The organism is Maricaulis sp. (assembly GCF_048270095.1).
In the GTDB taxonomy this organism is placed as follows: Bacteria; Pseudomonadota; Alphaproteobacteria; order Caulobacterales; family Maricaulaceae; genus Maricaulis.
This window is the reverse complement of sequence record NZ_JBLWTL010000018.1, coordinates 39,097-60,630: the sequence shown is the minus strand read 5'-3', so window position 1 is coordinate 60,630 and position 21,534 is coordinate 39,097. Positions and strand designations below refer to the sequence as shown.

The following is a 21,534-nucleotide window of genomic DNA, read 5'->3' as shown; positions in this document are numbered from 1 at the left end:
TGATCGGGTCGGAACTGGCGGCGCTGACCATCGTGCGCGGTTCCGGCGGCAGCTATCCCGCCGTGACGGGCTTGCAGTCGCTGGCGGGTGAGGCCCGCGCCATGCTCGGACCCTCGACGCAAATCGCCTATGCCGCCGACTGGACCGAGTATTCCGGTCACCAGCCCGGCGGCGGGGCGAAGCTGTTCCACCTCGATCCGCTGTGGAGCGATGCCAATATCGATGCCGTCGCCATTGACTGGTATGTGCCGCTCTCCGACTGGCGCGATGGCGAGGGCCATCTCGATGCGGCGCTGGCAAGCGGCCCGCATGACCGCGATTATCTCGCATCCAACATGAATGCCGGCGAGGGGTTCGACTGGTATTACGCCTCCGAAACGGATCGTAACGCCCAGATGCGGACACCGATCATTGACGGGACTTATGGCGAGGACTGGGTCTGGCGCTACAAGGATCTGGTCAGCTGGTGGAGCCAGCCGCACCATGACCGGCCCGGCGGTGTGCGCTCGGAAACGCCGACCGGCTGGGTGCCCGGGTCCAAGCCGGTCTGGTTGACCGAAGTGGGCTGTCCCGCCGTCGACAAGGGCTCCAATCAACCCAATGTCTTTGTCGATCCGAAAAGCTCGGAGAGCGATTTGCCCTGGTTTTCCGGCGGCACGCGCGATGATCTGGTGCAGCGGCGCTATCTCGAAGCCATGCTGGCGCACTGGACGGGCGATGCGGCAGCCAATCCGGTCTCCCCCGTCTATCACGCACCGATGGTGGCGAGCGATCGCATCCATGTCTGGGCCTGGGATGCGCGGCCCTGGCCGGATTTCCCGGCCCGCAGCGAGGTCTGGTCTGATGGCGCCAACTGGACGCTGGGGCATTGGCTCAATGGCCGCGCCGGGCAGGTGCCGGTGGCGGTGATCATCGCGGACATCTGCGCTGCGGCGGGGCTGGAGGCGTTTGATGTCTCCGCGGTCGATGATCTGGTCTCCGGCTATGTCCTGCCGCAACCGGTGACGGCGCGCGCGGCGCTGGAACCGCTGATGGATGTGCTCGGGATTGACGCCTTGCCGCGAGCCTCGGCGCTGCACTTTGCCTCCGCCGACGCAGCGATGGCGGCGCTTGTTCTGGCGGAAGCGGTGCAGCCGGAGCACGCCCCGGCGATCGAGCGGCTGGATCCAGCGGCCTTCGATATGCCGCGCGAGCTCAGCATTGATTTCATCGACGATGCCGCCGACTACCGGCCCGGCCACGCCGTTGCGCGCGGCCTGTTCGAGACGGTGCAGGCGGTGGCGCTGTCGGCGCCGCTGCTGGCGGACCCGCATCTGGCCCAGAGCTGGTGCGCGCAGGCGCTGGCCGAGCTGGCAGCCCGTCCGGCACGGCTGGCCCTGCATCTGCCGCCATCGCTGCTGGCGCTGGAGGCGGGCGACGTGGTGGGGCTGGACGATGCGCTGTGGCGGGCCGAAACGCTTGATGGCGGCACTGTGCGTCAAGCCGGATTGCGGCCGCCGCGGCTTCGGTCCGGGGTCTGGCAGGGCTCGACAGCCGGGGCAGGTGCGTCCATGCCGCCGCCGGCCCGGCCGCAAGTGATCGCCCTCGACCTGCCGCTGGATGGCCATGAGACCGTCCCGCGCGATGGTGTCCTGCTGGCCGGATTTGCCGACCCCTGGCCGGGTGCGCTTGATGTCTTCGCCGGGACCGGTGAGGGCGGCCGGGAGCTGCGTGGCCAATTGCGCCGCCCGGCGCGGATCGGGGTGCTGCTGGGTGATCTGGCGCCGGGACCGGTGGGCTATTGGGATGAAGCGGCGAGCGTCGAGATCGAATTGTCCGGCGGCGAGCTGGCGAGCCTGACTCGGGAGGCCGTGCTCAAGGGTGGTAACCGACTGGCAGTCGCACAGGGTGATGACTGGGAAGTGCTGCAATTTGCCAATGCCGAACTGACGGGCGAGCGGCGCTACCGCATCTCCGGTCTCTTGCGCGGGCAAGGCGGAACGTTGGCGCAGGGGGCGCCGGGCGGTTCCGTGTGTGTGGTGCTGGACGAGGCGCTGAGCGTGCTGCCATTGCTCGAGCATGAGTTCGGAAGTGCGGTCGAGGTCCGCGCCGTGGCGGCCGGCCTGGGCGCCGATCATGCCCAGGCGGGCGTGCTGGACGTCATCGGCGAGCAGCGTGATCTATGGCCATTGGCCCCGGTGCATGTGCGGGCGCGTCGAGTGGGCGGATGGGTGATGGTGAGCTGGGTGCGGTGCACACGGGTGGGCGGTGATGACTGGCGCGCCGCCGAAGTGCCGCTCGGTGAGGCGGCGGAGGCCTACCGGCTGGAGATCCTGCTCGATGAGGCCGTCGTGCTCAGCGTGGAGACGTCAGAGCCGCAATGGTCGATCAGCGAAGCCGATCTGGCAGCCTTGCTGGGCGGCTTGCCGGAGGCGCTCGAACTGCGTCTGGCGCAAATCTCGACCCGGACCGGGCCGGGACGCCGGGCGCGATGCAGCCTCGCCCTGTGAGCGATGCTTTGCGATCTGCGGCAAAGCCCCTTACATGAAGCCTGATATGAGCTGATGGCGTGGGCATGGACGATCCTTATAAAATCCTTGGTGTGGCGAAGACGGCGACGGCGGATGAGATCCGCAAGGCCTATCGCAAGCTGGCCAAGGCGCTGCACCCTGATGCCAATCCCGACAACAAGGCGGCCGAGGAGCGTTTCAAGAACGTCTCCCAGGCCTTCAAACTCCTGTCCGACCCGAAAAAGCGGGCCGAATATGATGCCGGCCAGCGTGCCGGTTTCGGACCCGGCATGGGCGCGGGCCAGGGCATGGGGGCCGGCATGGGCGGCGGCGCGCGCGGGCCGTTCAATTTTCGCCAGACGCGGCAGAATAATCGCGGTTTCGACGATATCTTCTCCGACCTGTTCACCGATTTCGGCGCCCAGGCCCGCGAGGCACCGCGCAAGGGAGCCGATGTGCGCCAGACCCTGACGATAGATTTCCTCGCCGCAGCCAGTGGCGGCAAGCACCGGGTGAAACTGCCTGGCGGCCGGGCCGTTGAAGTGGCCGTGCCCTCAGGTGCCGCCGACGGTCAGGTCCTGCGTCTGCGCGGCCAGGGCGAGACCCCGCCGGGTGGTGGCCAGGCCGGCGATGCGCTGATCGAGATCAGGATTGCCGACCACCGGCATTTCTCCCGCGATGGTGATGATGTGCGGCTGGAATTGCCGGTGACGCTGAGCGAAGCCGTGCTCGGGGCCAAGGTCCGGGTGCCGACCATTGATGGCCCCGTCTTTCTGCAAGTGCCGCCGGGCTCGAGCAGTGGCAGCCTCCTGCGGCTGCGTGGCAAGGGTTTTGCGAGCGGCAAGGGCAAGCGCGGCGATCAGATCGTCCGCCTCGTGGTGGCTCTGCCAGCACAGGACGAGGCGCTGCGTGCGTTTTTGCAGACCTGGACACCCGCTTCGGGCTATGATCCGCGCAAGGGCCTGTAGTTCGAAGATGAGTGCAGGATAAGGCAGTCGTTCAGACCGGGTTCAGGGCGGCTGCGTCACATAGAGTGCCATGTTGAGAACACTGATCATAATTGCTGCAGCCTTCACCGCCCTCGGCGTGCCGGCTGTAACGCAGGCCGAGGCCGAAGGTCTGGAGTGGACCCAGGGCCGCGATGTGCGTGACCGCTATACGCCGGGTGAAGCCCGCGTGCAGCGCGAGCAGGGCAATCTGGTGCCGGCGATCCGTGTGATCGGTGAGGTGCGGCGGCTCTATCCGAACGCCGAAGTGCTTGATGCCGAACTCGTGCGTGGCAGCCAGCCGCGCTATATCGTCAAGATACTGACTGCTGACGGCCGCCGGATTGATGTGGTGGCAGATGCCCAGACGGGCAATATACTGTCGGAACGATAGGAAAAATCATGCGCGCTCTGATTATTGAAGACGATCCTGATCTCAATCGCCAGCTCTGCCGGGCGCTCGAGGATACCGGTTATGCCGTCGATACCGCCCTGGATGGCGAGGACGGTCATTTCCTTGGTGATACCGAGCCTTATGATGTGGTCGTGCTCGATCTCGGTCTGCCCAAGCTGGATGGTGTGAGCGTCCTGGAACGCTGGCGCAGTGATGGCCGTGATTTCCCGGTCCTGATCCTGACGGCGCGCGATCGCTGGAGTGAAAAAGTCGCCGGCTTTGACGCCGGTGCCGATGACTATCTGACCAAGCCTTTCCATACCGAGGAATTGCTGGCGCGGTTGCGGGCCCTGACCCGGCGTGCGGCTGGCCATTCGACCTCGACGATTGAATGCGGTGGCCTGTCGATCGATACGCGCGGCGCGCGGGTCTTCATCGAGGGCAGCCCGGTGAAGGTGACCTCGCATGAATTCCGCATGTTGAGCTATCTCGCCCATCACCAGGACCGCGTCATCTCGCGCACTGAACTGGTCGAGCATATCTATGACCAGGATTTCGACCGCGACAGCAATACGATCGAGGTCTTTGTCGGCCGTCTGCGCAAGAAGATCGGCCAGGACCGGATCGAAACGGTTCGCGGTCTCGGTTATCGCCTGGTCGAACCGGTGACCCCACCCGTCTCGTGACCTCGCGCGTCTCCCTTGCCTTCCGGCTGTTTGCCGGCGCGGCGGCCTGGGCGCTGGCATTGCTGCTGGTTGGCGCGATCGCATTGAGCACGCTGTACCAACGCTCGGTCATCCGCACGCTGGATGACCGGCTGACCAGTATCGTCGGCGCTCTGGTCGCGGCGGCCGAGACCGACGCCGAAGGCGCGGTGGCACTGGCACGGCGCCCGTCGGATCCCGCCTATGGCCGCGTCTTCTCCGGGCGCTACTGGCAAATCGTCGACACTGCGCAGAGTGGCGAGGACAGCATCCTCATTGTCTCCCGCTCCTTGTGGGACGAGACACTTGCGGCCTCTCAGGGATTGCGCAACCGGGCCCAGGCCTCTCCAGGCCAGATTGTCACCGGGCGCGCCAAGGGTCCGGCCGGCGAGCCGTTGCGCGTCGTTGCCCAGGCCGTTCTCCTGCCGGACCGCGAAGGCGTCGTGATCATGATGGCCGGCGAGGATCGGCGGCCCGCAGATCGCGATGTTCGCAATTTCGCCATTACCTCGGCCGTGCTGCTGCTCGGTTTTGCGGCAGCGATCGCGGCGGGCGTCTTCTTCCAGGTCCGGATCGGTCTCGCGCCGGTCTTGCGCATGCGCAATAGTGTTGCCGATGTCCGCGAAGGACGGAGCGAACGCGTCGATGGCCAGTTTCCCACCGAGTTGCAACCGCTGGCCGACGAGCTCAACGCCATGCTCGATCATTCGCGTGAGCTGGTCGAGCGCTCGCGCACCCATGTCGGCAATCTGGCCCACGCCCTGAAAACCCCGATCGCAGTCCTGACCAATGAGGCGCGCGAAGCCGGGGATGATTTTGGCGATCTGGTCGGGCGCCAGACCGCCATCATGGCCGAACAGGTTGATCATCATTTGCGCCGGGCCCGCGCCGCGGCGCATGCCAAGGCGATCGGGGCCCGCACGGAAGTTGGTTCTACCGTCAGTGATCTCGCCCGTACCCTGACCAAGATCTACGCCCGGCGCGGCATTACCATCGATACGGCGCTGGCCGACGGTCTGTATTTCCGGGGTGAACGTCAGGATCTCGAGGAGATGGTCGGCAATCTGATGGACAATGCCGGCAAGTGGGCCGAATCGCGTGTTCTGGTCACCGCGCGCCAGGGCGACGAGCGCACACTTGAACTCCTGATTGAAGACGACGGACCGGGCCTCGACGCGGCTGGTTGCGAGAGCGCACTACAACGTGGAGTTCGTCTCGACGAAAAAGCACCTGGCTCGGGACTTGGCCTCGCCATAGTATCCGATCTCGCAAAGGCTTATGATGGCGAGGTTATTCTGTCTCGTTCCAGTCTTGGCGGCCTCTGCGTGCGCCTGGTTTTACCAGCCACGGCACGCTAAAGCGCCGTTAACCCAAACTGCTGAATACTCGACTTGCTTAAACATGGTCAGTATTTACGAATGGCAAATCTTTCGCCGACCCAACGGACCAAGCTTGAGGCGCTCTGGCGCAGCATGCCGTCGCGGATGCGCGCCGGCCTGTATGCGGCAGCGCAGGCGGGCGCTGCGACCGACCCCCAATCCGGGGATCTGCTCGCGGTGTTCGACGAACTCGAAGCGCTGATGACCGAGCCGGCTGGCGATCTCGCCAAGGCCTATCTGTTCGAACCCTTGCGGGCCCTGACCGCGGAGCCGGACTCGGTGCCGCCCTCGAAATTCCGCTTCAGTCCCGATGACCTCAGCAAGATGTGGGGGTGGCTCGGTCGGCAGATTGCCAAGGATCTTGTCGAGGAGGCGCGCAAATGCCGCAAGCCCGTCAGCGATCCGGTCTGGCATGATTTCCGGGCCCGTGCGGCCGCGGCCCTGGCCGAGGCCGTGGCCCGGGCAGACCGGGTGCCCAAGGATATGACGGCGCTGGACAAGCGCTTTGGCCCTCATTGCCGCTCCATGCTCCATGACGCGATTGATCTGCTTCGGTTCAGCGAACGGATCGCGGAGGTGATGGTGGGTATCCCGGCCGTCGTCGATGATTTCGATGCCGAGCTTTGCGAACAAGTCCGCGCGCAGCACGAGCAATTGATCACCGAAGCGCCCGAATCGGCAGTCTGGTTCCTTCTGCTCGTGATGGGGCGGCTGACCTCACCCTGGCAAATCTTTCGTGTCGTCGAGAAGATCGGCCGGCGCGGCGATGATCTCGTTGTCTCAAAGACCGAGCTCGCGGCGGTCGGGGACACGGTGCTGGCCGATACCGGCTATTTCTCGGCGAAGCTGAAACAGCCGCCGGCGAGCCGGGCCGAGGCCGAGCGCTATTTCGAGCTATTCGCGCGCTATGTCGGCTATTCAACCGGAATGGTGCAGGAATTCGGCATCCGCAAGGATGGCCGCTGGGGGCGCTCACTGTTCGGCTTGCGCGCCGAGGCCTCGACCAATGTCGAGAAGGTGATGGAGAAGGTGCCGCTCGCGCTCGATACCGGCCTGCCCGAGCCGCGCCGTGGCAAGAGCGGCCGCATCATCCCCGCTCAATTGCCGCCGACCGCCGCAATCGAGCGCGCCAACGGGCTGCTCTACTTCCTGCATCGTGCCCGCGAGCATGCCAATGCCGCGGCAATCGCCAGCGCCCAGAAGCGCCTTTACGATCAGGCAGAGCGACGGATGCAGGACGCGGGCAAGATGCTGGTTGATCTAGTGGCTGGCAGTTCGGGACAGAGCCGCGTCAGCGCCCAGGAATGCCTCGCCATTGTCGCCGACCTGCTCGACGCGGCAGGCAGCAGCGAGACCGCGGAATTGCTGCGCCGCCGGGGCAGCGCTGCCGCGGCATAGCGTCCTGGCGCGCAAGCCCGGCTTGCCATCTTCGCCCGGCACCCCTAATTCGCCCTGATGACTGATCCTTCCCCAACCGAGATCGCGCTTGAAGCGCGCCTGTCCGATGCGGCGCGGCTGTTTTCGCCGAGTGCGGCGCGCAATCGCGACGTGATCGGTGATTTGCTGGCGGGCCTGCTGCCGCCATCCGCTCGCGTGCTGGAGATTGGTTCGGGGACGGGCGAGCATGCCGTGTCGGTCTGTCAACGCCGGCCGGATATCGATTGGCAACCCAGCGACCCCGATGCCGCCTCCCGCGCCAGCCAGAATGCCTGGGCGGCCGAGGCGGCGCCGAATATGCGCCCTTCGCTCGATCTCGACCTAACCCGCCCAGGCTGGGCTGAGCCACTGGATGGCGTTGATGCCCTGGTCTGCCTGAACGTGATCCATATCGCGCCCTGGGCCGTGGCCGAGGCGATTGCAGCGGCGAGCCGTACGTTGCTGACGGGTGGTGGCCTGGTCTATCTCTATGGTCCCTATCTGGAGGGCGACGCGACAGCGCCGTCCAATATCGGTTTCGACCGCTCGCTCAAATCGCGCAATTCCCAATGGGGTGTGCGGGCGCGAAGTGATGTGGAGGCGCTGTTTGCCGACGCCGGCTGGGCTGCACCGGACCGTCATCAAATGCCCGCCAATAATCTGTCCCTCGTGTTTCGCCGCCGGAGTGCTTTGTGATGCGTCACCGTAATCGCCGTCTCGCCACGATTGGCCTGTCCGCGCTTGTCCTCGCTGCCGCCGTGGCGCTGGGCCTGTTTGCGCTGCGCGATTCGGTGGTCTTCTTCTATAGTCCGAGCGAGATCGCGAGCGCGCCGCCGGAGGCTGGCGAACGCGTGCGGGTTGGCGGGCTGGTGCTGGAGGAGTCCATCGATACCACAGGCGCTACGGACGGTGCCGCCTTTGCCATCACTGACCGGGTCGAGACTGTGCACGTCGTCTATGCCGGGATTTTGCCGGACCTGTTCCGGGAAGGTCAGGGCGTGATTGCCGAGGGCCGCTTTCGCGATGATGGCGTGTTTCAGGCCGAGACCGTGCTGGCCAAGCATGATGAGACCTATATGCCGCCGGAGGTCGCTGAAGCCCTGCGGGAGGCGGGCGTCTGGCAAGGCGATGAGACGGTCGGGGCTGCCGATCAAGCAGACGTGACCGCGCCGTCACAGCGATAGATTTGGCGTTGCCGGTCGCGGCCCTTATCTCTGTTCACCAGACAGGGAGACGATAATGGCCAGATCTGAACGCGTTGAATTCCCCGGGGCCCTTGGCGAAACGCTCGCCGCGCGGCTGGAGACTCCTGACGGGACGCCGCGCGCCTATGCGCTGTTCGCGCATTGCTTTTCCTGCTCCAAGGATATTCATGCCGCCAGTCGGATTTCGCGCCGCCTGGCACAGGCCGGTTTCGCGGTCCTGCGATTCGATTTCACCGGATTGGGGCAGTCGGACGGCGAATTCGCCAATACCAATTTTTCCTCCAATATCCAGGACCTGGTGAAGGCCGGCGAGTTTCTCGCCGAGCGCCATGAAGCGCCAGCCCTGATGGTCGGACACAGCCTTGGCGGCGCGGCGGTGATCGCGGCGGCGGTGCATCTGCCCTCGGTCCGTGCGATCGCAACACTGGCGGCGCCGGCCGATGCCGCGCATGTGCGGCATGCCTTCCACCCCGACATTGCCGAGATCGAGGCCAAGGGCGAGGCCGAGGTAATGCTGGGCGGGCGCCCCTTCCGCATCCGCAAGCAATTCCTCGAGGATATCGAGGACCATTCGCTGGAGGATGCCATTGCCGCGCTCAAGCCGGCACTGCTGATTGCGCATTCGCCGACGGACAATATTGTTGGCGTCGAGAATGCCACGCGGTTGTTCCGCGCCGCGCGCCATTCGCGCAGCTATCTCGACCTCGACGGCGCCGACCATCTGCTCAGTGACCCGGCCGATGCACGCCATGCCGCCGACGTGATCGCCGCCTGGGCCCAGCGCTATATCGGTGCCGACAAGACTGTCGGGGATGAGCGCACCGATACGCCGGCGCCGGCCGGTGAGGGCGGTGTCGTGGTGCGCGAAACCGGGCAGGGGCCCTATGCCAATCATGTCGTCGCCGGCCATCATGTGATGATCGCCGATGAACCGACCGATCTCGGCGGCGGTGATCGCGGCCCTGGGCCCTATGGCTTCCTCAATGCCGCGCTGGGCAGCTGTACCTCGATCACACTGCGCATGTATGCGACCCGCAAATCACTGCCCCTCGACCGCGTGACGGTCACTGTGCGTCACCGCAAGGGGGAGGTTGAGGGTCATGAAGGCAAGGTCGATATCTTTGATCGAGCCATCCGGCTGGAAGGCGATCTCGATGCAGACCAGCGCCGGCGTCTGCTTGAAATCGCCGATAAATGCCCGGTACACCGGACCTTGCACGGGCCAGCCCTGGTGCAGACGCGCGAGGAAGGCGGGGCCACTGAAATGTGACGGGTTGGTTACCGCCTGTAATGTTATTGTAATGTTTGAGACACGCCGCCGTCAGCTTCGCCCTGCCTAATCTGGCGACGGCTCGAACAAGAAAGGTCTGTCTTACCCATGTTGTCAGTTTCCAAAATCCGTCGCCTTGGCGGGGTTTCCGTTCTGGTCCTTGCTGCGCTCGCTGCCGGCTCCCTGCTCAATCAATCCATCGCCCCGGCTCATGCCATGCAGGCGATTTCGGAGCCGAATTTCGCAGCCGCCATCCCGACCGGCGCGCCGATGTCCTTCGCCGACCTGATCGAACATGTCAGCCCGGCTGTGGTGACAATCCAGGCCAGCTCGACGCCGGACGAGGCGCCTGCCGGCGTTGACCTCGATAATATGCCACCGCAAATGCGCGAATGGCTGGAGCGGCAGTTTGGCGGTCGCGCCGGGCCACAGGCCGCCCAGCCGCGCGAATCCCTCGGTTCGGGCTTCTTCATTTCCGCCGACGGCTATCTGGTCACCAATAATCACGTTGTCGATGGCGCCACCGAGATCACGATCGGTACCGCCGGTGGCGACACCTATCCCGCCCGCGTGATCGGCCTCGATCCGCAGACCGACCTGGCCCTGCTCAAGGTCGATGAAGAGATCGATTTCCCCTTCGTCACGCTCGAGGATCAGCCGCATTACCGCGTCGGTGACTGGGTTGTCGCCGTCGGCAATCCCTTCGGCCTCGGCGGTACGGCCACGGCAGGCATCATCTCGGCGACGGGCCGTGAAATCGGAAATTCCACCTATAATGATTTCCTGCAGATCGATGCCCCGATCAATCGCGGCAATTCCGGCGGCCCGACCTTCAGCCTTGACGGCAAGGTTGTCGGCGTGAACTCGCAGATCTTCTCGCCCACCGGCGGCAGTGTCGGGATTGGCTTTGCCATTCCGTCAGATGTCGCAGCACGCGTCGTCGCCGCCTTGCGTGAGAATGGCCATGTGTCGCGCGGCTGGCTCGGTGTCGGCATCCAGAATGTCACCGAGGATATCGCCAGTGCGATGGGACTTGAAGCCTCGACCGGCGCGATCATCAGCTCAGTCGTCGCGGGCGGCCCGGCTGACGAGGCCGGCTTCGAGCGCGAAGATGTCGTGCTGGAGGTCAATGGTGCCAGCGTCGAGAACTCACGCGACCTCACGCGCCGGATTGGCGATTTTTCGTCCGGCACCGAGGTCCGCTTCCGTATCCTGCGTGACGGCCGCGAACGTAATTTGCGCGTCGAACTGGGCGAACGCCCTGATGACACCACACTGACCCAGCTGCCGAGCCGGGAACAAGCCGAGGCGAGTGTCGATATTTTCGGCATGACCCTGTCGCAACTGAGCGACGAAGTGCGCGATGGCCGCGGCCTTGCCGCGGGTACGGTGGGTCTGGTGATCGAAACCCTGGAACCGGGCGGCGAAGCATCCCGCAAGGGTCTCTCGCGCGGCGATATCATTCTTGAGGCCGGTGGCCGTGCTGTCGGCACGACCGACGCGTTGAGAGACGCGATCAATGCGGCGCGGGCTGGCAATCGCAATGCGATTCTCCTGCTCGTCGAAACCCAGGCCGGCCAGCGCTATATCGCGCTCCAGCTCGGCGAAGCCGAATAACCGGGAGGACATATCCATGCGTATCCTGATTGTCGAAGACGACCGCGAAGCGGCAAATTATATTCGCAAGGGCTTGCGCGAATCCGGTCATGTGGCCGATCACGCGGCTGATGGCGAAGAGGGGCTGGAAATGGCCCGTGCCGCAGAATACGACGTGCTCGTCGTTGACCGGATGATGCCGCGCATGGATGGTCTGACGATGGTCGCCGCGCTGCGCGGTGACAATATCAGGACCCCGGTTCTGATCCTGTCAGCCCTCGGCGAGGTCGATGACCGCGTCGAGGGGCTGAAGGCTGGCGGCGATGACTATCTGGTCAAACCCTATGCCTTCGCTGAATTGCTCGCCCGGGTCGAGGCGCTGGCACGCCGGCGCGATCCCGATGCGGTCAAGACCCGGCTGGTGGTCGGCGATCTGGAAATGGATCTGCTGGCTCGCAAGGTGCTGCGCGGCGAGGAAGAAATCCTGCTGCAGCCGCGTGAATTCCGTCTGCTGGAATTCCTCATGAAACACTCCGGCCAGGTGGTGACACGGACCATGTTGCTGGAGAAGGTGTGGGATTATCATTTCGACCCCCAGACCAATGTGATTGATGTCCATATTTCCCGCCTGCGCTCCAAGATCGACAAACCCTTCCCGCGTGCATTGCTGCACACGGTACGCGGGGCCGGCTACCGCTTGCAGGCCTGACCGCGGGTGAGCAATCGCGGCGCCGCCTTTCTGAGAACAACGGCCTTCCGGCAAACCCTCCTGTCGGCCGGCCTGTTCGCCCTGTCGAGTTTCGTCATCCTGGCCTTCGTCTATGTGGCGTCGGCCGGGATGATGATGCGGCGCGCTGACGACGCGGTCCTCGAGGAGATGGAAGCGCTCGAAGCACGTTTCCAGGTGGGCGGCATTCGCGACATCAACCGTTATATCCTTCAGCGAACGGTCGGCGGCGGTGCGGACTATCTATACCTGCTGGTTCATCCATCAGGACGCGCCCTGTCGGGCAATCTCTCAGGCTTGCCCGATATCCAGCCCGATGATGAGGGGCGGCTGCAATTCACCTATCGGCGCCCCCCCGCCGGTGGCACCACCGAAACCGACAAGGATGAGCGGGCGGGCCGCGGCCGCGTCATCGAACTGCCCAGTGGCTATCGCCTGTTTGTCGGCCTCGATGTCGATGAGGAAAACCGCCTCGTCGGGCGGATGCTCAACACGATCCTGGCCGCCTCGGCGCTGGCCCTGGCGCTGGGCGTGGCGGCCGGCATTTTCGTCAGCCGCCGTTTCGTGCGCCGTCTGGATGGCATCAACGCGGTCGCGCGCAGCGTCAAGGCGGGTGACCTGAAGCGACGGGCGGCCCGAAATTTCACGGGCGATGAACTCGATGAATTGTCAGAAAACTTCAATGCCATGCTCGACCGGGTCGAGGCGCTGATGCATCGCATGCGACATACTGGCGACAGTATCGCCCATGATTTGCGGACACCGCTGACACGCATGCGCAACCGGCTCGATGAAGCCCTGCGCGAGGATGGGGATATCGAAGCGCGCGAGCAGGCGCTGGAACGCGCCGTCGCCGATACCGATGAATTGCTCGGGATCTTCAACGCCATTCTCAGCTTGTCGCGGCTGGAAGCGGGCGAAAGTCGCAGCGCCATGTCGCGGCTTGATCCGGCGGAAATCGCCATCGACCTCGCCGAGCTGTACCAGCCGGTTTGCGAGGATGAGGGCCTGTCATTTGACAGCGAAGTCCAGCAGGGGCTGCGGATGATGGGGGACCGCGGATTGTTGTCCCAGGCGCTCGCCAATTTGCTCGACAATGCCGTCAAATATACCCCCTCGGGCGGGGCTGTGGCGCTGCGTCTGCGCCAGACCGCCGACGGGCTGATCGAGTTCTCCGTCACCGACACTGGTCCTGGCGTGCCCGAAGCCGATCGCGAGCGCGTGGTCCAGCGCTTTGTGCGGCTCGACAATTCCCGCACCCTGCCAGGGTCCGGGCTCGGCCTGTCGCTGGTTCAGGCGATCAGCGATATCCATAATGGCCTGTTCCGGATCGAGGAAGGCCCCGGCCTCGTCGACGGCGAGCATGGCCCCGGTCTGCGCGCCTCGTTGAGCTTTCCTGTCGCGACAAAAGAGAGCAAGGCATAGGGCTTCCCCCGGCCGGGCAATCACGCCAGTTTGAGCCGATGTCTGACACACTTCCACTTCTCCATGGCGATCTTGCGCCCTTGCCCGGCCTCAGCCCCGGTCAGTGCGATCATCTGTTTGCCAGCTTGCCAGCCCATGTGCAGGCCGCGACCGCGTCAGTGCGGCCGTTTCTCGATAGTGCGTTTGCCGCTGCCCCCTATCTGGGGCGCCTGGCCCAGCGCCGCCCGGAGGGGCTGGCCGCCTGCACGCAGCAGAGCGCGGCCGCCCGGCTGGAGCAGGCCCTTGATGACGTCACCAATGCGGGCTCGGAATTCCCCGATATCGCCAGCCTCGATGCGGCCCTGCGCCGCGCCAAGGCGGATATGCATTTGCTGGTCGCGCTCGCTGATCTGTCCGGGCGCTGGGGTGTTCCGGACGTGACCGCTGCGGTTAGCTGTTTCGCTGACGCGGCGGTGCAGGCCGCCCTGTCTGGCCATGTCCGCTTCGCGGCGGCAGCCGGACGGGCCTTGTCTGTGCAGGATGCGGCCAACCCGCTGCCGGGCCTCTTCGTCTTCGCCCTCGGCAAGATGGGCACGGGCGAGCTCAATTATTCGTCCGACATTGATCTGGTCGCATTGTTTGATGCAGATGCGCTGTGCATGCCGGAGGACCAGGAGCCGCGCCAGCGCTTGCCGCGATTGCTGCAGGCAATCGTGCGCACGCTCCAGGATGTCACCGCCGACGGCTATGTTTTCCGGACCGATCTGCGGCTGCGCCCGGATCCGGGTTCGACCCCGGTGGTCCTGTCGACGGACGCGGCGCTGAATTATTATGAGTCCTACGGTCAGACCTGGGAGCGCGCAGCCTGGATCAAGGCGCGCTATTGCGCCGGGGATGCCGCTGCGGCACAGGCTTATCTCGACCAGATGCAACCCTTCATCTGGCGCCGGGCGCTGGATTTTGCGGCGATCGAGGATATTCGCGGCCTCGCCCGCCAGATCCAGACCGTCGGCCGCCGCGGCGAAATACAGCCCGCCGGGCATGATCTCAAACTGGGGCGCGGCGGTATTCGCGAGATCGAATTCTTCGCCCAGGTCCCGCAATTGGTGTTCGGTGGCCGCGATCCCAGCGTGCGGGTTTCGCCGACCCTGAAGGCGCTGGCGGCGCTGGAGGCGCGCGGCGTGGTTGATGCCGCAACGGTACAGTCCCTGAGCGAGGATTACCGCAGCCTGCGTTCGTGGGAACACCGCATCCAGATGCGCCAGGATGAGCCGAGCCAGACCCTGCCCCTTCGGGACGCCGATCGCCGCCATGTCGCGGCGATGGCTGGATATCCCGACCTCGCCGCCTTCGACTCTGAGGTTGAAGCCTTGTTGCGCCGCGTGCATGGCCATTTCTCTGATCAGTTCGAGGATGACGCCTCTTTGTCCTCGCAGGCGGGGACCTTGATCCTCACCGGAGTCGAACCAACGCCCGACACATTGGCAACACTGGAAACGCTCGGTTTCCAGCACGCCGACCAGGTCTGGAAACGGCTCAATGGCTGGGCTGGCGGCAAGGTGAGGGCGGCGCGCAGCCCGCGGGCGCGAACCCTGCTGGCCCAGATCGCGCCCCGGCTGGTCGACATCATGGCCGCTACCGGCGAGCCGGACGCGGCCTTTGTGCGTTTTGCCGCTTTCTTCGAGAACCTGCCGATGGGCGTGCAACCGCTTTCCCTGTTGATGAATGAGCCGGGTCTGGCGGCGGATCTGATCTCCATCCTGACGATTGCCCCGCGCATGGCCGCCGATCTCGCGCGCCGGCCCGACATGCTCGATGTGATGCTGGACAGCCGTTTTTCCGTGCCCCTGGTGCAGGACCCGCCCGATGACTTCCGGATCCGGTTGGGGGCGATGGTGTCGGCCTGCCACACCTATGAGGCCGCGCTCAATGCGGCGCGCCGGCTGGTCCGTGAAGAGCGTTTCCGGGTCGGTACCCAGATCGTGCGCGGCACAGCCGACGCGCAGACAGCCGGTGCCGCCTATTCCTCAATCGCTGATGCGGCGGTTGAATTCATGGCGCAAGCCGCTGAGCGCGAAACGGCGCGGCGCTCGGGCGACATGCCTGGTCGCTATGCGGTGCTCGGTCTGGGCAAGTTGGGTGGCCGCGAGCTGTCGGCGGATTCCGATCTCGATCTGATGATTGTCTATGACGGCGACGAGACCGCCCAGACCTGGTTCTCGCGCTTCGCCCAACGGCTGATCAGCGCCCTGTCCGCGCCGACCGAGGAGGGCGACCTCTATGAGGTCGACATGCAATTGCGGCCCTCGGGCAAGGCAGGACCCGTGGCCGTCCGGCTGACGCGTTTCGGCCAGTATTATTTCGACGAGGCCTGGACCTGGGAGCTGATGGCGCTGACACGGGCACGGGTGATCGCCGGCGACGAGGGGGTGAATGACGATCTTATCGCTGCGATCGAGGCGGCGCTGACGCGCCGGCGTCCGCGCCAGCAGGTGATCGCCGATGCGCGTGAAATGCGGCAGCGGCTCGAGGCCGCCCGGCCAGCCCGGACCGAATGGGATGTCAAGAGCCGCATTGGCGGGCTGCAGGACATTGAATTCATCGTCCAGACGCTGCAATTGGTCACCGCTCCCGATGGTCAGGTGATCCAGCATTCCACCGCGGCCGCACTCGCCGCGCTGGCGCGGTCCGGGGTCATCGCGGCGGATGATGCGGCCTTGCTTGCCGACACGGTCCATCTCTATCTCGGCATGGCGCAATTGCTGCGCGCGACGCACGGGACGGGTTTTGATCCGGCCGGCGCCAGCGCCGGCTTCATCCGCAGCCTGGTGGCGATGGCCCGGGTTGAGGATATGGACGGGTTGCGGGTGGCGCTAGACACCCGGTGTGTCACTGTGCGGGCCCTGTTTGAGCGCTATCTGGAGACGCGCTGAAAAAGCCGCGACGGATTTGCCGCCGGTCTGCGTTGAAGGGGTATGCGAGGACGCTGACAAACAGGATTACCCCGATGAAAAAACCATTTCTCACAATGATGCTGGCCGGATCGGCCATGCTTGTCGCCGGTGCCGTTGCGCAGGCCCAGCCCGGTCGTGGCGGTCATGACGGTCCCGGCCGGCATGGCGGCGGACAGGGTGGCGGCATGATGATGCTGCACCTGGCCGATGCCAATGGCGACGGCTCGGTCACACGCGCTGAAGTCGATGCCCTTCAGGCCGAGATGTTCGAGTGGAAGGATCGCAATGGCGATGGCTATCTCGATGCGGCCGACCAGTCGCCGGTTCGCCAACGGATGCGTGCCATGCATGAGGCCCGTGCCGATGAGGCCGCTGACCAGCCAGACGGCGAGGAGCGACGCTCCATGCGCCGTGGACATCGCGGTGAACGCGGCGATCAAGCCGAACGCGGTGACCGCGGTGATCGCGCCGAACGGGGCGGTCGTGGCGGACGTGGTGGCCGGGGCGATGCGGGCTTGCGCCGTGCCGATACTGATGACGACCAGCGGATCTCCCGCGCCGAATTCCTGGCCATGGAACGGCCCGGGTTTGACCGGCTTGACCAGGACAGCGATGGCGTGATCACGCCAGCCGAGCTGGACGCCGCTGCTGACGCGCGCCATGATCGGCGTCGCTGGTGGCGTAACTAGTGCCTTTGCCATGTTTGACGGGTACGGAATGGCAAATGAACCCCCGATCGCCAATGATCGGGTGGCCAGCCGTACCCGTAGCATGGCGATGGACATGACGGCTGGCGAGACCGATGAGGCGCTGATGGCGCGGATTGCCGATGGCGACCGCGCGGCTGCCGGTGAGTTGATGAACCGGCGCCTGCCGCGCATCATCGGTCTCGCGACCCGCATGCTCAATGATGCCGCCGCGGCGGAAGATGTGGCTCAGGAGACGTTTATTCGCGTCTGGAAGGCGGCCGCAAACTGGCAGCCTGGCCGCGCCCAGGTTTCCACCTGGATGAGTCGGATCGCGATCAATCTCTGCCATGATCGGCGCCGCAAGCATCGAGAATCCCTGCCGGAAACCCTGCCGGATCGCCCCGATCCGGGCCTGGGCCAGGAGGGGCAGCTGGTGCGTGCCGAGACTGAAAACCGGATCGCCGACGCTATGGTGCAATTGCCCGAGCGGCAAAGGCAGGCGATGGAACTCGTGCATTTCCAGGAGTTGAGCAATATCGATGCAGCTGACATTTTGTCCGTCAGCGTTGATGCCCTGGAATCCCTGCTCGCGCGGGGGAGGCGCAATCTCCGATCCATCCTGATCGGGGAAGCCGAAGATTTGATGTCGGGCTATCGGGCCCCGCAGCCACCGCAGACAGGTACAGAGCCATGACAGAAGAGCGATTTCGCCAGATCCTGAGTGCCTATGGCGCCAATCCGCAGCGCTGGCCGTCGGCCGAACGCGCGCAAGCCGAGGCTTTTGCGGCGCGCCACCCGGCCCAACTGGCTGCGGCGCTGGCCGCCGAAGCCGAACTCGATGCGCTGCTTGGCAAGGCCGAGCGCCAGCCGGGCGAGCTGCTGCAGCGTCGGATCTTGCGCAGCCTGCCGGAGGTCACCGTCTGGAATTGGCGCGCGCCCATGGCGGCCGCTGCGGCCCTGGTTCTGGGTGTCATGCTCGGCTTTTCCAGTGGCGCCCTGATTACACCGGCCGATGAGGTCGAGACTTATTATGCCGATGCTTTCACCGGTCTGGATGACGACTGGGTGGATTGGCTGGGAGGAGACGCATGAGATCGCCCACACCCTGGATTGCCGCCCTTCTGGTCTCCGTTCTGTTGAATGGCGCCCTGATCGGCTTCCTGGCCCATCGCAGCGCGGACGGACCGTCCTGGCGCAGCCATTCAGAGCGTGATCGCATGCATGGCCCATCGCCCCATGGCGGGTCCATGTCGTCCGGTTTTGATGTTCGCGGATTTCTTGGCGCCTTGCCGGAAGCCGAGCGCGAGTTGGCCGGTCAGCGTCTGCGCGCGAATATGGAGACGATGCGCGAAATCGGCCGCCAGGCTTTCGAGGCCCGGCGTGAGGCTGATGCGGTGCTGGCCGCCGAGCCCTTCGATCCGGAGGCGGCACGGGCCGCCCTCCAACGAGTCCGGGAAACCCGCCTCGGCTTCGAGGCCGGGATGGAAGCTTCGCTGATCGAGGTCATCGCCGGTCTGGATCCGGATGTGCGCGCCGCAGCGCTGGAAGCCGGCCGTCGCAACAGTTTTCGCGAGCGCCGGGGCCGCGGTGAGGGGCCGCGGGGTGAACGCCGCCGTCCAGAACCGGAGCATCGCCCCGAACCCGACCGGCCTTAACCGGCTTGATTATTCGTTGGCGATTAACCGGGATTTGACCGGCTCGCTGACGAATTCATCTTCATCCTCATCGAAATGTCCCGGGATCGCCTCGATCCCGGGAAGGCTGGCCGCAGCCGGAGCGGAATCGAGGGGCTGGTTCTGGCTGATCGGCAGTACGAAGCTCACCGTGGTGCCTTCGCCCAGCCGGGAGTCGATCGACAGCGAGCCGCCATGCAGTTCAATCAGGGATTTCGACAGCGCCAGGCCAAGTCCGGAGCCCTGATGGCTCTTGGAGTGCTGGCTCTCGATTTGTTCGAAGGGGCGACCAAGCCGCGGCAGGTCATCGGCCGCAATACCGATGCCGGTATCGGAGACCTGGAAGGCAACGCCAAGCCCTGACATGAAGCCGCGTATGGTCACGCGGCCGCCCTCAGGGGTGAATTTCACGGCGTTGGAAACCAGGTTGATCATTACCTGTTTGAACGCGCGCGGATCAACTTCGATCTCCGGCAGATCCGAAACATCGGCATGCAGACGCAATTGTTTTTCCTCGGCGCGGCCGCGGACGATGCGCACACATTGCTCGACCAGGTCGGCAGCATCGGTCGGTTCGGTCTGGAGCTGCATTTTGCCCGCTTCGATCTTCGACATGTCGAGGATGTCATTGATCAGGGCAAGCAGGTGCTGACCCGAGCCGAGAATATCCTTCATATACCCGACATAGCGCTGGTCCCCGATCGGGCCGAACATTTCGCGCAACATGATTTCCGAGAAACCGTTGATGGCGTTGAGCGGCGTGCGGAGTTCATGGCTCATATTGGCGAGGAATTCGCTCTTCGAGCGATTGGCTTCCTCGGCCCGGATCTTCTCTTCCTCGTACTTCTTGGCCAGATCGGCAATGCGGGCCTGGCTCCGCTTGACGTCGTCGACGGTCTTGCGTAGCTGCGCCTCGTTTTCGGTCAGCGCGGCTTCATGATGTTTGAGATCGGTGATGTCGGCACCGACGCTGACCAGGCCGCCATCGGCGGTGGCGCGCTCGGAATAGTGCAGCCAGCGGCCATCAGCCAATTCAATCTCATAGGTCTCGGTGCCCTCGGTATCACCATGGACGGCCTTGATGGCCAGGGCCGCGGCCTGCTCGACGGCGCCATAGGACATACCGGGCTTCAGCCGGCCGTCGGAGAAATTGAACAGGTCGCGGAACTTGCGGTTCCACAGCACGAGGCGTTGGCGGGAATCCCACAGCACGAAGGATTCTGTCATTGATTCCAGCGCCGCCCGCAGGCGGGTTTCGGCTGCGACGACGCGCGCCTGGGCACCCTTGCGATCGGTGACGTCAATCGCGACACCGACGATGCGCGCCTTGGTCGCGTCGCCGGCTTCGTTGAGAATGCCACCGCGCATTTGCAGCCAGACCGGGGCCGAGGCCGCCAGGACTTCCAGGTCGACTTCGCCACCCGTCGGTGCGCCGCGCATGGCGGCGCGCAGCTTGTCGCGATCCGGGCGGCTGAACAGCTTGAGGAATTCAGTACCGCTGCACTGCATTGCCTCACCAAGGCCAAGAATGCGCGCCAGCGAGTCGGTGACGAAGACAGTATCGGCCTCGGGATTCCAGTCCCAGACGCCGCAGCGTGCGCCCTCGATCGCGAAGCGGAAACGCTGTTCATTGTCGGCCAGTTGTTGGCGGGTTGAACGCAGTCGGCCCATCTGCATGAAAACCAGTGCGCTCAGCCCCAGCGCGACAAAAATCGGGGCGATGAACATCAACCCGTAGAAGAACAGCGTGCGGTACCAGGCATTCTGATTGATACGCATGGCGCCAAGCGCGTAGACGTGCAGATCCGTGCCGCTGATCGGCGCGACCGCAAACGTCACCTGTTCCTCACCGAAATGCGCCTGCGAGCTCGCACCACCACCGCCGGCGGCAAGCTGGTTGATGTAGGCATGCGTCAGCCCAAAGCGTTCGGCGAGCGGCGTGCCCGGGCGGGCGCCGGTGATACGTGGCCGGATCGCGAGCATCCCGCCGGCACCATCGGCGAGGGCGACAACGCGTTCCTCGCCCCAGTCGGGCAGGATGGTGAGAGCGGGCAGGCGTGCGACATAGGCACCCACGGTTCCGTCGCTGAGCTGCGCCGGCACGGCGAGGACCAGAAAAGCTTCGCCGGCAGCCGTGATCTCGGTCGTGAATCCTGACGGTGTGTCGAGGGCGGTGCCGGCAATCTCGCGCAGGCCGGTACCAGCCTCGCCTGACGCGAGCACGCGGCCATCGGGCAGTAGAAGTGCGAGCTCCGCGATCAGTTCGGACTCGGCCAGCGTGGCAAGGCGGGCCCTGGCAACCGTCTCGATGTCGCGCATTGCGGTATTGCGCAGATCGGTGCTGGCGAAAGACAGGGCGTAGCGCGCCTCGGCCAGCCGCCCGGTCACGCGCTCGGCCAGATAGCCGGCGGCATTGGCCTGCGACCGCTCCGCTTCGCTCACGAGCGCCTCGCGCTCCTGCTGGATTTTGACCAGAAGTATGCCGCCATAGGCGAGTGAAAACAGCACCATAGCGATGATGATCCACCCGGCGCCGCCATTGCGGCCGGGTTTGCGCGCGCGCGCACCCGGTGCCCGGGCCTGCGTCCGCGATGCGGCGCTGTCGGAGCGGGAGCTGTCGGTGCGGGTGGCATCCTGAATCATGACGA

General features: G+C 65.0%; 18 protein-coding genes. 17 read left to right on the top strand and 1 reads right to left on the bottom strand.

The features are described 5' to 3' along the window. The 17 genes from ACN0YJ_RS10850 to ACN0YJ_RS10770 all read left to right on the top strand — a co-directional run. A partial coding sequence (locus ACN0YJ_RS10850; RefSeq protein WP_417496200.1) for a baseplate multidomain protein megatron occupies positions 1–2,489 on the top strand: 2,489 nt, incomplete at its 5' end. A gap of 65 nt (positions 2,490–2,554) precedes the next feature. Beyond that, the gene (locus ACN0YJ_RS10845) at positions 2,555–3,457 is read left to right on the top strand and encodes a DnaJ C-terminal domain-containing protein (protein ID WP_417478562.1); all 903 of its coding nucleotides are present in this window, start codon (positions 2,555–2,557) and stop codon (positions 3,455–3,457) included. 70 nt (positions 3,458–3,527) lie between these two features. Next, on the top strand, positions 3,528–3,869 hold the full coding sequence (locus tag ACN0YJ_RS10840) for a PepSY domain-containing protein (RefSeq protein WP_417478563.1): 342 nt from the start codon (positions 3,528–3,530) through the stop codon (positions 3,867–3,869). An 8-nt stretch (positions 3,870–3,877) separates the two neighbouring features. Beyond that, a complete protein-coding gene (locus ACN0YJ_RS10835) occupies positions 3,878–4,555 on the top strand; it encodes a response regulator transcription factor (protein WP_091767890.1) in 678 nt (225 codons plus the stop codon). Continuing rightward, entirely contained in the window at positions 4,552–5,931 is a 1,380-nt protein-coding gene (locus ACN0YJ_RS10830; protein ID WP_417496199.1) for a sensor histidine kinase, read from the top strand. The genes ACN0YJ_RS10835 and ACN0YJ_RS10830 overlap by 4 nt, the downstream gene beginning before the upstream one ends. 60 nt (positions 5,932–5,991) lie before the next feature. Next, complete coding sequence (locus tag ACN0YJ_RS10825) at positions 5,992–7,350, top strand: hypothetical protein (protein ID WP_417496198.1); 1,359 nt, start codon at positions 5,992–5,994, stop codon at positions 7,348–7,350. Positions 7,351–7,407: 57 nt separating this feature from the next. Beyond that, entirely contained in the window at positions 7,408–8,064 is a 657-nt protein-coding gene (locus ACN0YJ_RS10820) for a DUF938 domain-containing protein (RefSeq protein ID WP_417496197.1), read from the top strand. Then, positions 8,064–8,552, top strand: coding sequence for a cytochrome c maturation protein CcmE (gene ccmE, locus ACN0YJ_RS10815; RefSeq protein ID WP_417490149.1), 489 nt, complete (start codon positions 8,064–8,066; stop codon positions 8,550–8,552). Before ACN0YJ_RS10820 ends, ccmE begins: the two co-directional genes overlap by 1 nt. A 55-nt stretch (positions 8,553–8,607) precedes the next feature. After that, on the top strand, positions 8,608–9,843 hold the full coding sequence (locus ACN0YJ_RS10810) for an alpha/beta fold hydrolase (protein WP_417496196.1): 1,236 nt from the start codon (positions 8,608–8,610) through the stop codon (positions 9,841–9,843). 108 nt (positions 9,844–9,951) lie between these two features. After that, positions 9,952–11,460 (top strand): Do family serine endopeptidase, encoded by a 1,509-nt coding sequence (locus tag ACN0YJ_RS10805; RefSeq protein ID WP_417478569.1) that lies wholly within the window; start codon positions 9,952–9,954, stop codon positions 11,458–11,460. Between the two features lie 16 nt (positions 11,461–11,476). Continuing rightward, positions 11,477–12,148 (top strand): response regulator transcription factor, encoded by a 672-nt coding sequence (locus ACN0YJ_RS10800; protein ID WP_417478570.1) that lies wholly within the window; start codon positions 11,477–11,479, stop codon positions 12,146–12,148. A gap of 6 nt (positions 12,149–12,154) precedes the next feature. After that, positions 12,155–13,591, top strand: coding sequence for an ATP-binding protein (locus tag ACN0YJ_RS10795; protein ID WP_417478571.1), 1,437 nt, complete (start codon positions 12,155–12,157; stop codon positions 13,589–13,591). Between the two features lie 38 nt (positions 13,592–13,629). Then, a complete protein-coding gene (locus ACN0YJ_RS10790) occupies positions 13,630–16,503 on the top strand; it encodes a bifunctional [glutamine synthetase] adenylyltransferase/[glutamine synthetase]-adenylyl-L-tyrosine phosphorylase (protein ID WP_417496195.1) in 2,874 nt (957 codons plus the stop codon). A gap of 74 nt (positions 16,504–16,577) precedes the next feature. Beyond that, a complete protein-coding gene (locus ACN0YJ_RS10785) occupies positions 16,578–17,213 on the top strand; it encodes a hypothetical protein (RefSeq protein WP_417478573.1) in 636 nt (211 codons plus the stop codon). A gap of 28 nt (positions 17,214–17,241) precedes the next feature. Continuing rightward, complete coding sequence (locus ACN0YJ_RS10780) at positions 17,242–17,907, top strand: RNA polymerase sigma factor (RefSeq protein WP_417478574.1); 666 nt, start codon at positions 17,242–17,244, stop codon at positions 17,905–17,907. Continuing rightward, entirely contained in the window at positions 17,904–18,305 is a 402-nt protein-coding gene (locus ACN0YJ_RS10775; RefSeq protein WP_417496194.1) for a hypothetical protein, read from the top strand. The genes ACN0YJ_RS10780 and ACN0YJ_RS10775 overlap by 4 nt, the downstream gene beginning before the upstream one ends. After that, positions 18,302–18,868 (top strand): periplasmic heavy metal sensor, encoded by a 567-nt coding sequence (locus tag ACN0YJ_RS10770; protein WP_417496193.1) that lies wholly within the window; start codon positions 18,302–18,304, stop codon positions 18,866–18,868. Before ACN0YJ_RS10775 ends, ACN0YJ_RS10770 begins: the two co-directional genes overlap by 4 nt. Before the next feature lie 9 nt (positions 18,869–18,877). Here the strand turns inward: ACN0YJ_RS10770 and ACN0YJ_RS10765 are convergent, their stop codons facing one another. Further along, on the bottom strand, positions 18,878–21,529 hold the full coding sequence (locus tag ACN0YJ_RS10765) for a PAS domain-containing sensor histidine kinase (RefSeq protein ID WP_417496192.1): 2,652 nt from the start codon (positions 21,527–21,529) through the stop codon (positions 18,878–18,880). Positions 21,530–21,534: the final 5 nt, after the last annotated feature.

Excerpts from the sequence above, each read along its gene's own strand:
- ACN0YJ_RS10845 (WP_417478562.1), top strand. The coding sequence starts at position 2,555 with ATGGACGATCCTTATAAAATCCTTGGTGTGGCGAAGACGGCGACGGCG.
- ACN0YJ_RS10840 (WP_417478563.1), top strand. The coding sequence starts at position 3,528 with ATGTTGAGAACACTGATCATAATTGCTGCAGCCTTCACCGCCCTCGGC.
- ACN0YJ_RS10835 (WP_091767890.1), top strand. The coding sequence starts at position 3,878 with ATGCGCGCTCTGATTATTGAAGACGATCCTGATCTCAATCGCCAGCTC.
- ACN0YJ_RS10825 (WP_417496198.1), top strand. The coding sequence starts at position 5,992 with ATGGCAAATCTTTCGCCGACCCAACGGACCAAGCTTGAGGCGCTCTGG.
- ACN0YJ_RS10820 (WP_417496197.1), top strand. The coding sequence starts at position 7,408 with ATGACTGATCCTTCCCCAACCGAGATCGCGCTTGAAGCGCGCCTGTCC.
- ccmE (WP_417490149.1), top strand. The coding sequence starts at position 8,064 with ATGCGTCACCGTAATCGCCGTCTCGCCACGATTGGCCTGTCCGCGCTT.
- ACN0YJ_RS10810 (WP_417496196.1), top strand. The coding sequence starts at position 8,608 with ATGGCCAGATCTGAACGCGTTGAATTCCCCGGGGCCCTTGGCGAAACG.
- ACN0YJ_RS10805 (WP_417478569.1), top strand. The coding sequence starts at position 9,952 with ATGTTGTCAGTTTCCAAAATCCGTCGCCTTGGCGGGGTTTCCGTTCTG.
- ACN0YJ_RS10800 (WP_417478570.1), top strand. The coding sequence starts at position 11,477 with ATGCGTATCCTGATTGTCGAAGACGACCGCGAAGCGGCAAATTATATT.
- ACN0YJ_RS10790 (WP_417496195.1), top strand. The coding sequence starts at position 13,630 with ATGTCTGACACACTTCCACTTCTCCATGGCGATCTTGCGCCCTTGCCC.
- ACN0YJ_RS10785 (WP_417478573.1), top strand. The coding sequence starts at position 16,578 with ATGAAAAAACCATTTCTCACAATGATGCTGGCCGGATCGGCCATGCTT.
- ACN0YJ_RS10780 (WP_417478574.1), top strand. The coding sequence starts at position 17,242 with ATGGCAAATGAACCCCCGATCGCCAATGATCGGGTGGCCAGCCGTACC.
- ACN0YJ_RS10775 (WP_417496194.1), top strand. The coding sequence starts at position 17,904 with ATGACAGAAGAGCGATTTCGCCAGATCCTGAGTGCCTATGGCGCCAAT.
- ACN0YJ_RS10770 (WP_417496193.1), top strand. The coding sequence starts at position 18,302 with ATGAGATCGCCCACACCCTGGATTGCCGCCCTTCTGGTCTCCGTTCTG.
- ACN0YJ_RS10765 (WP_417496192.1), bottom strand. The coding sequence starts at position 21,529 with ATGATTCAGGATGCCACCCGCACCGACAGCTCCCGCTCCGACAGCGCC.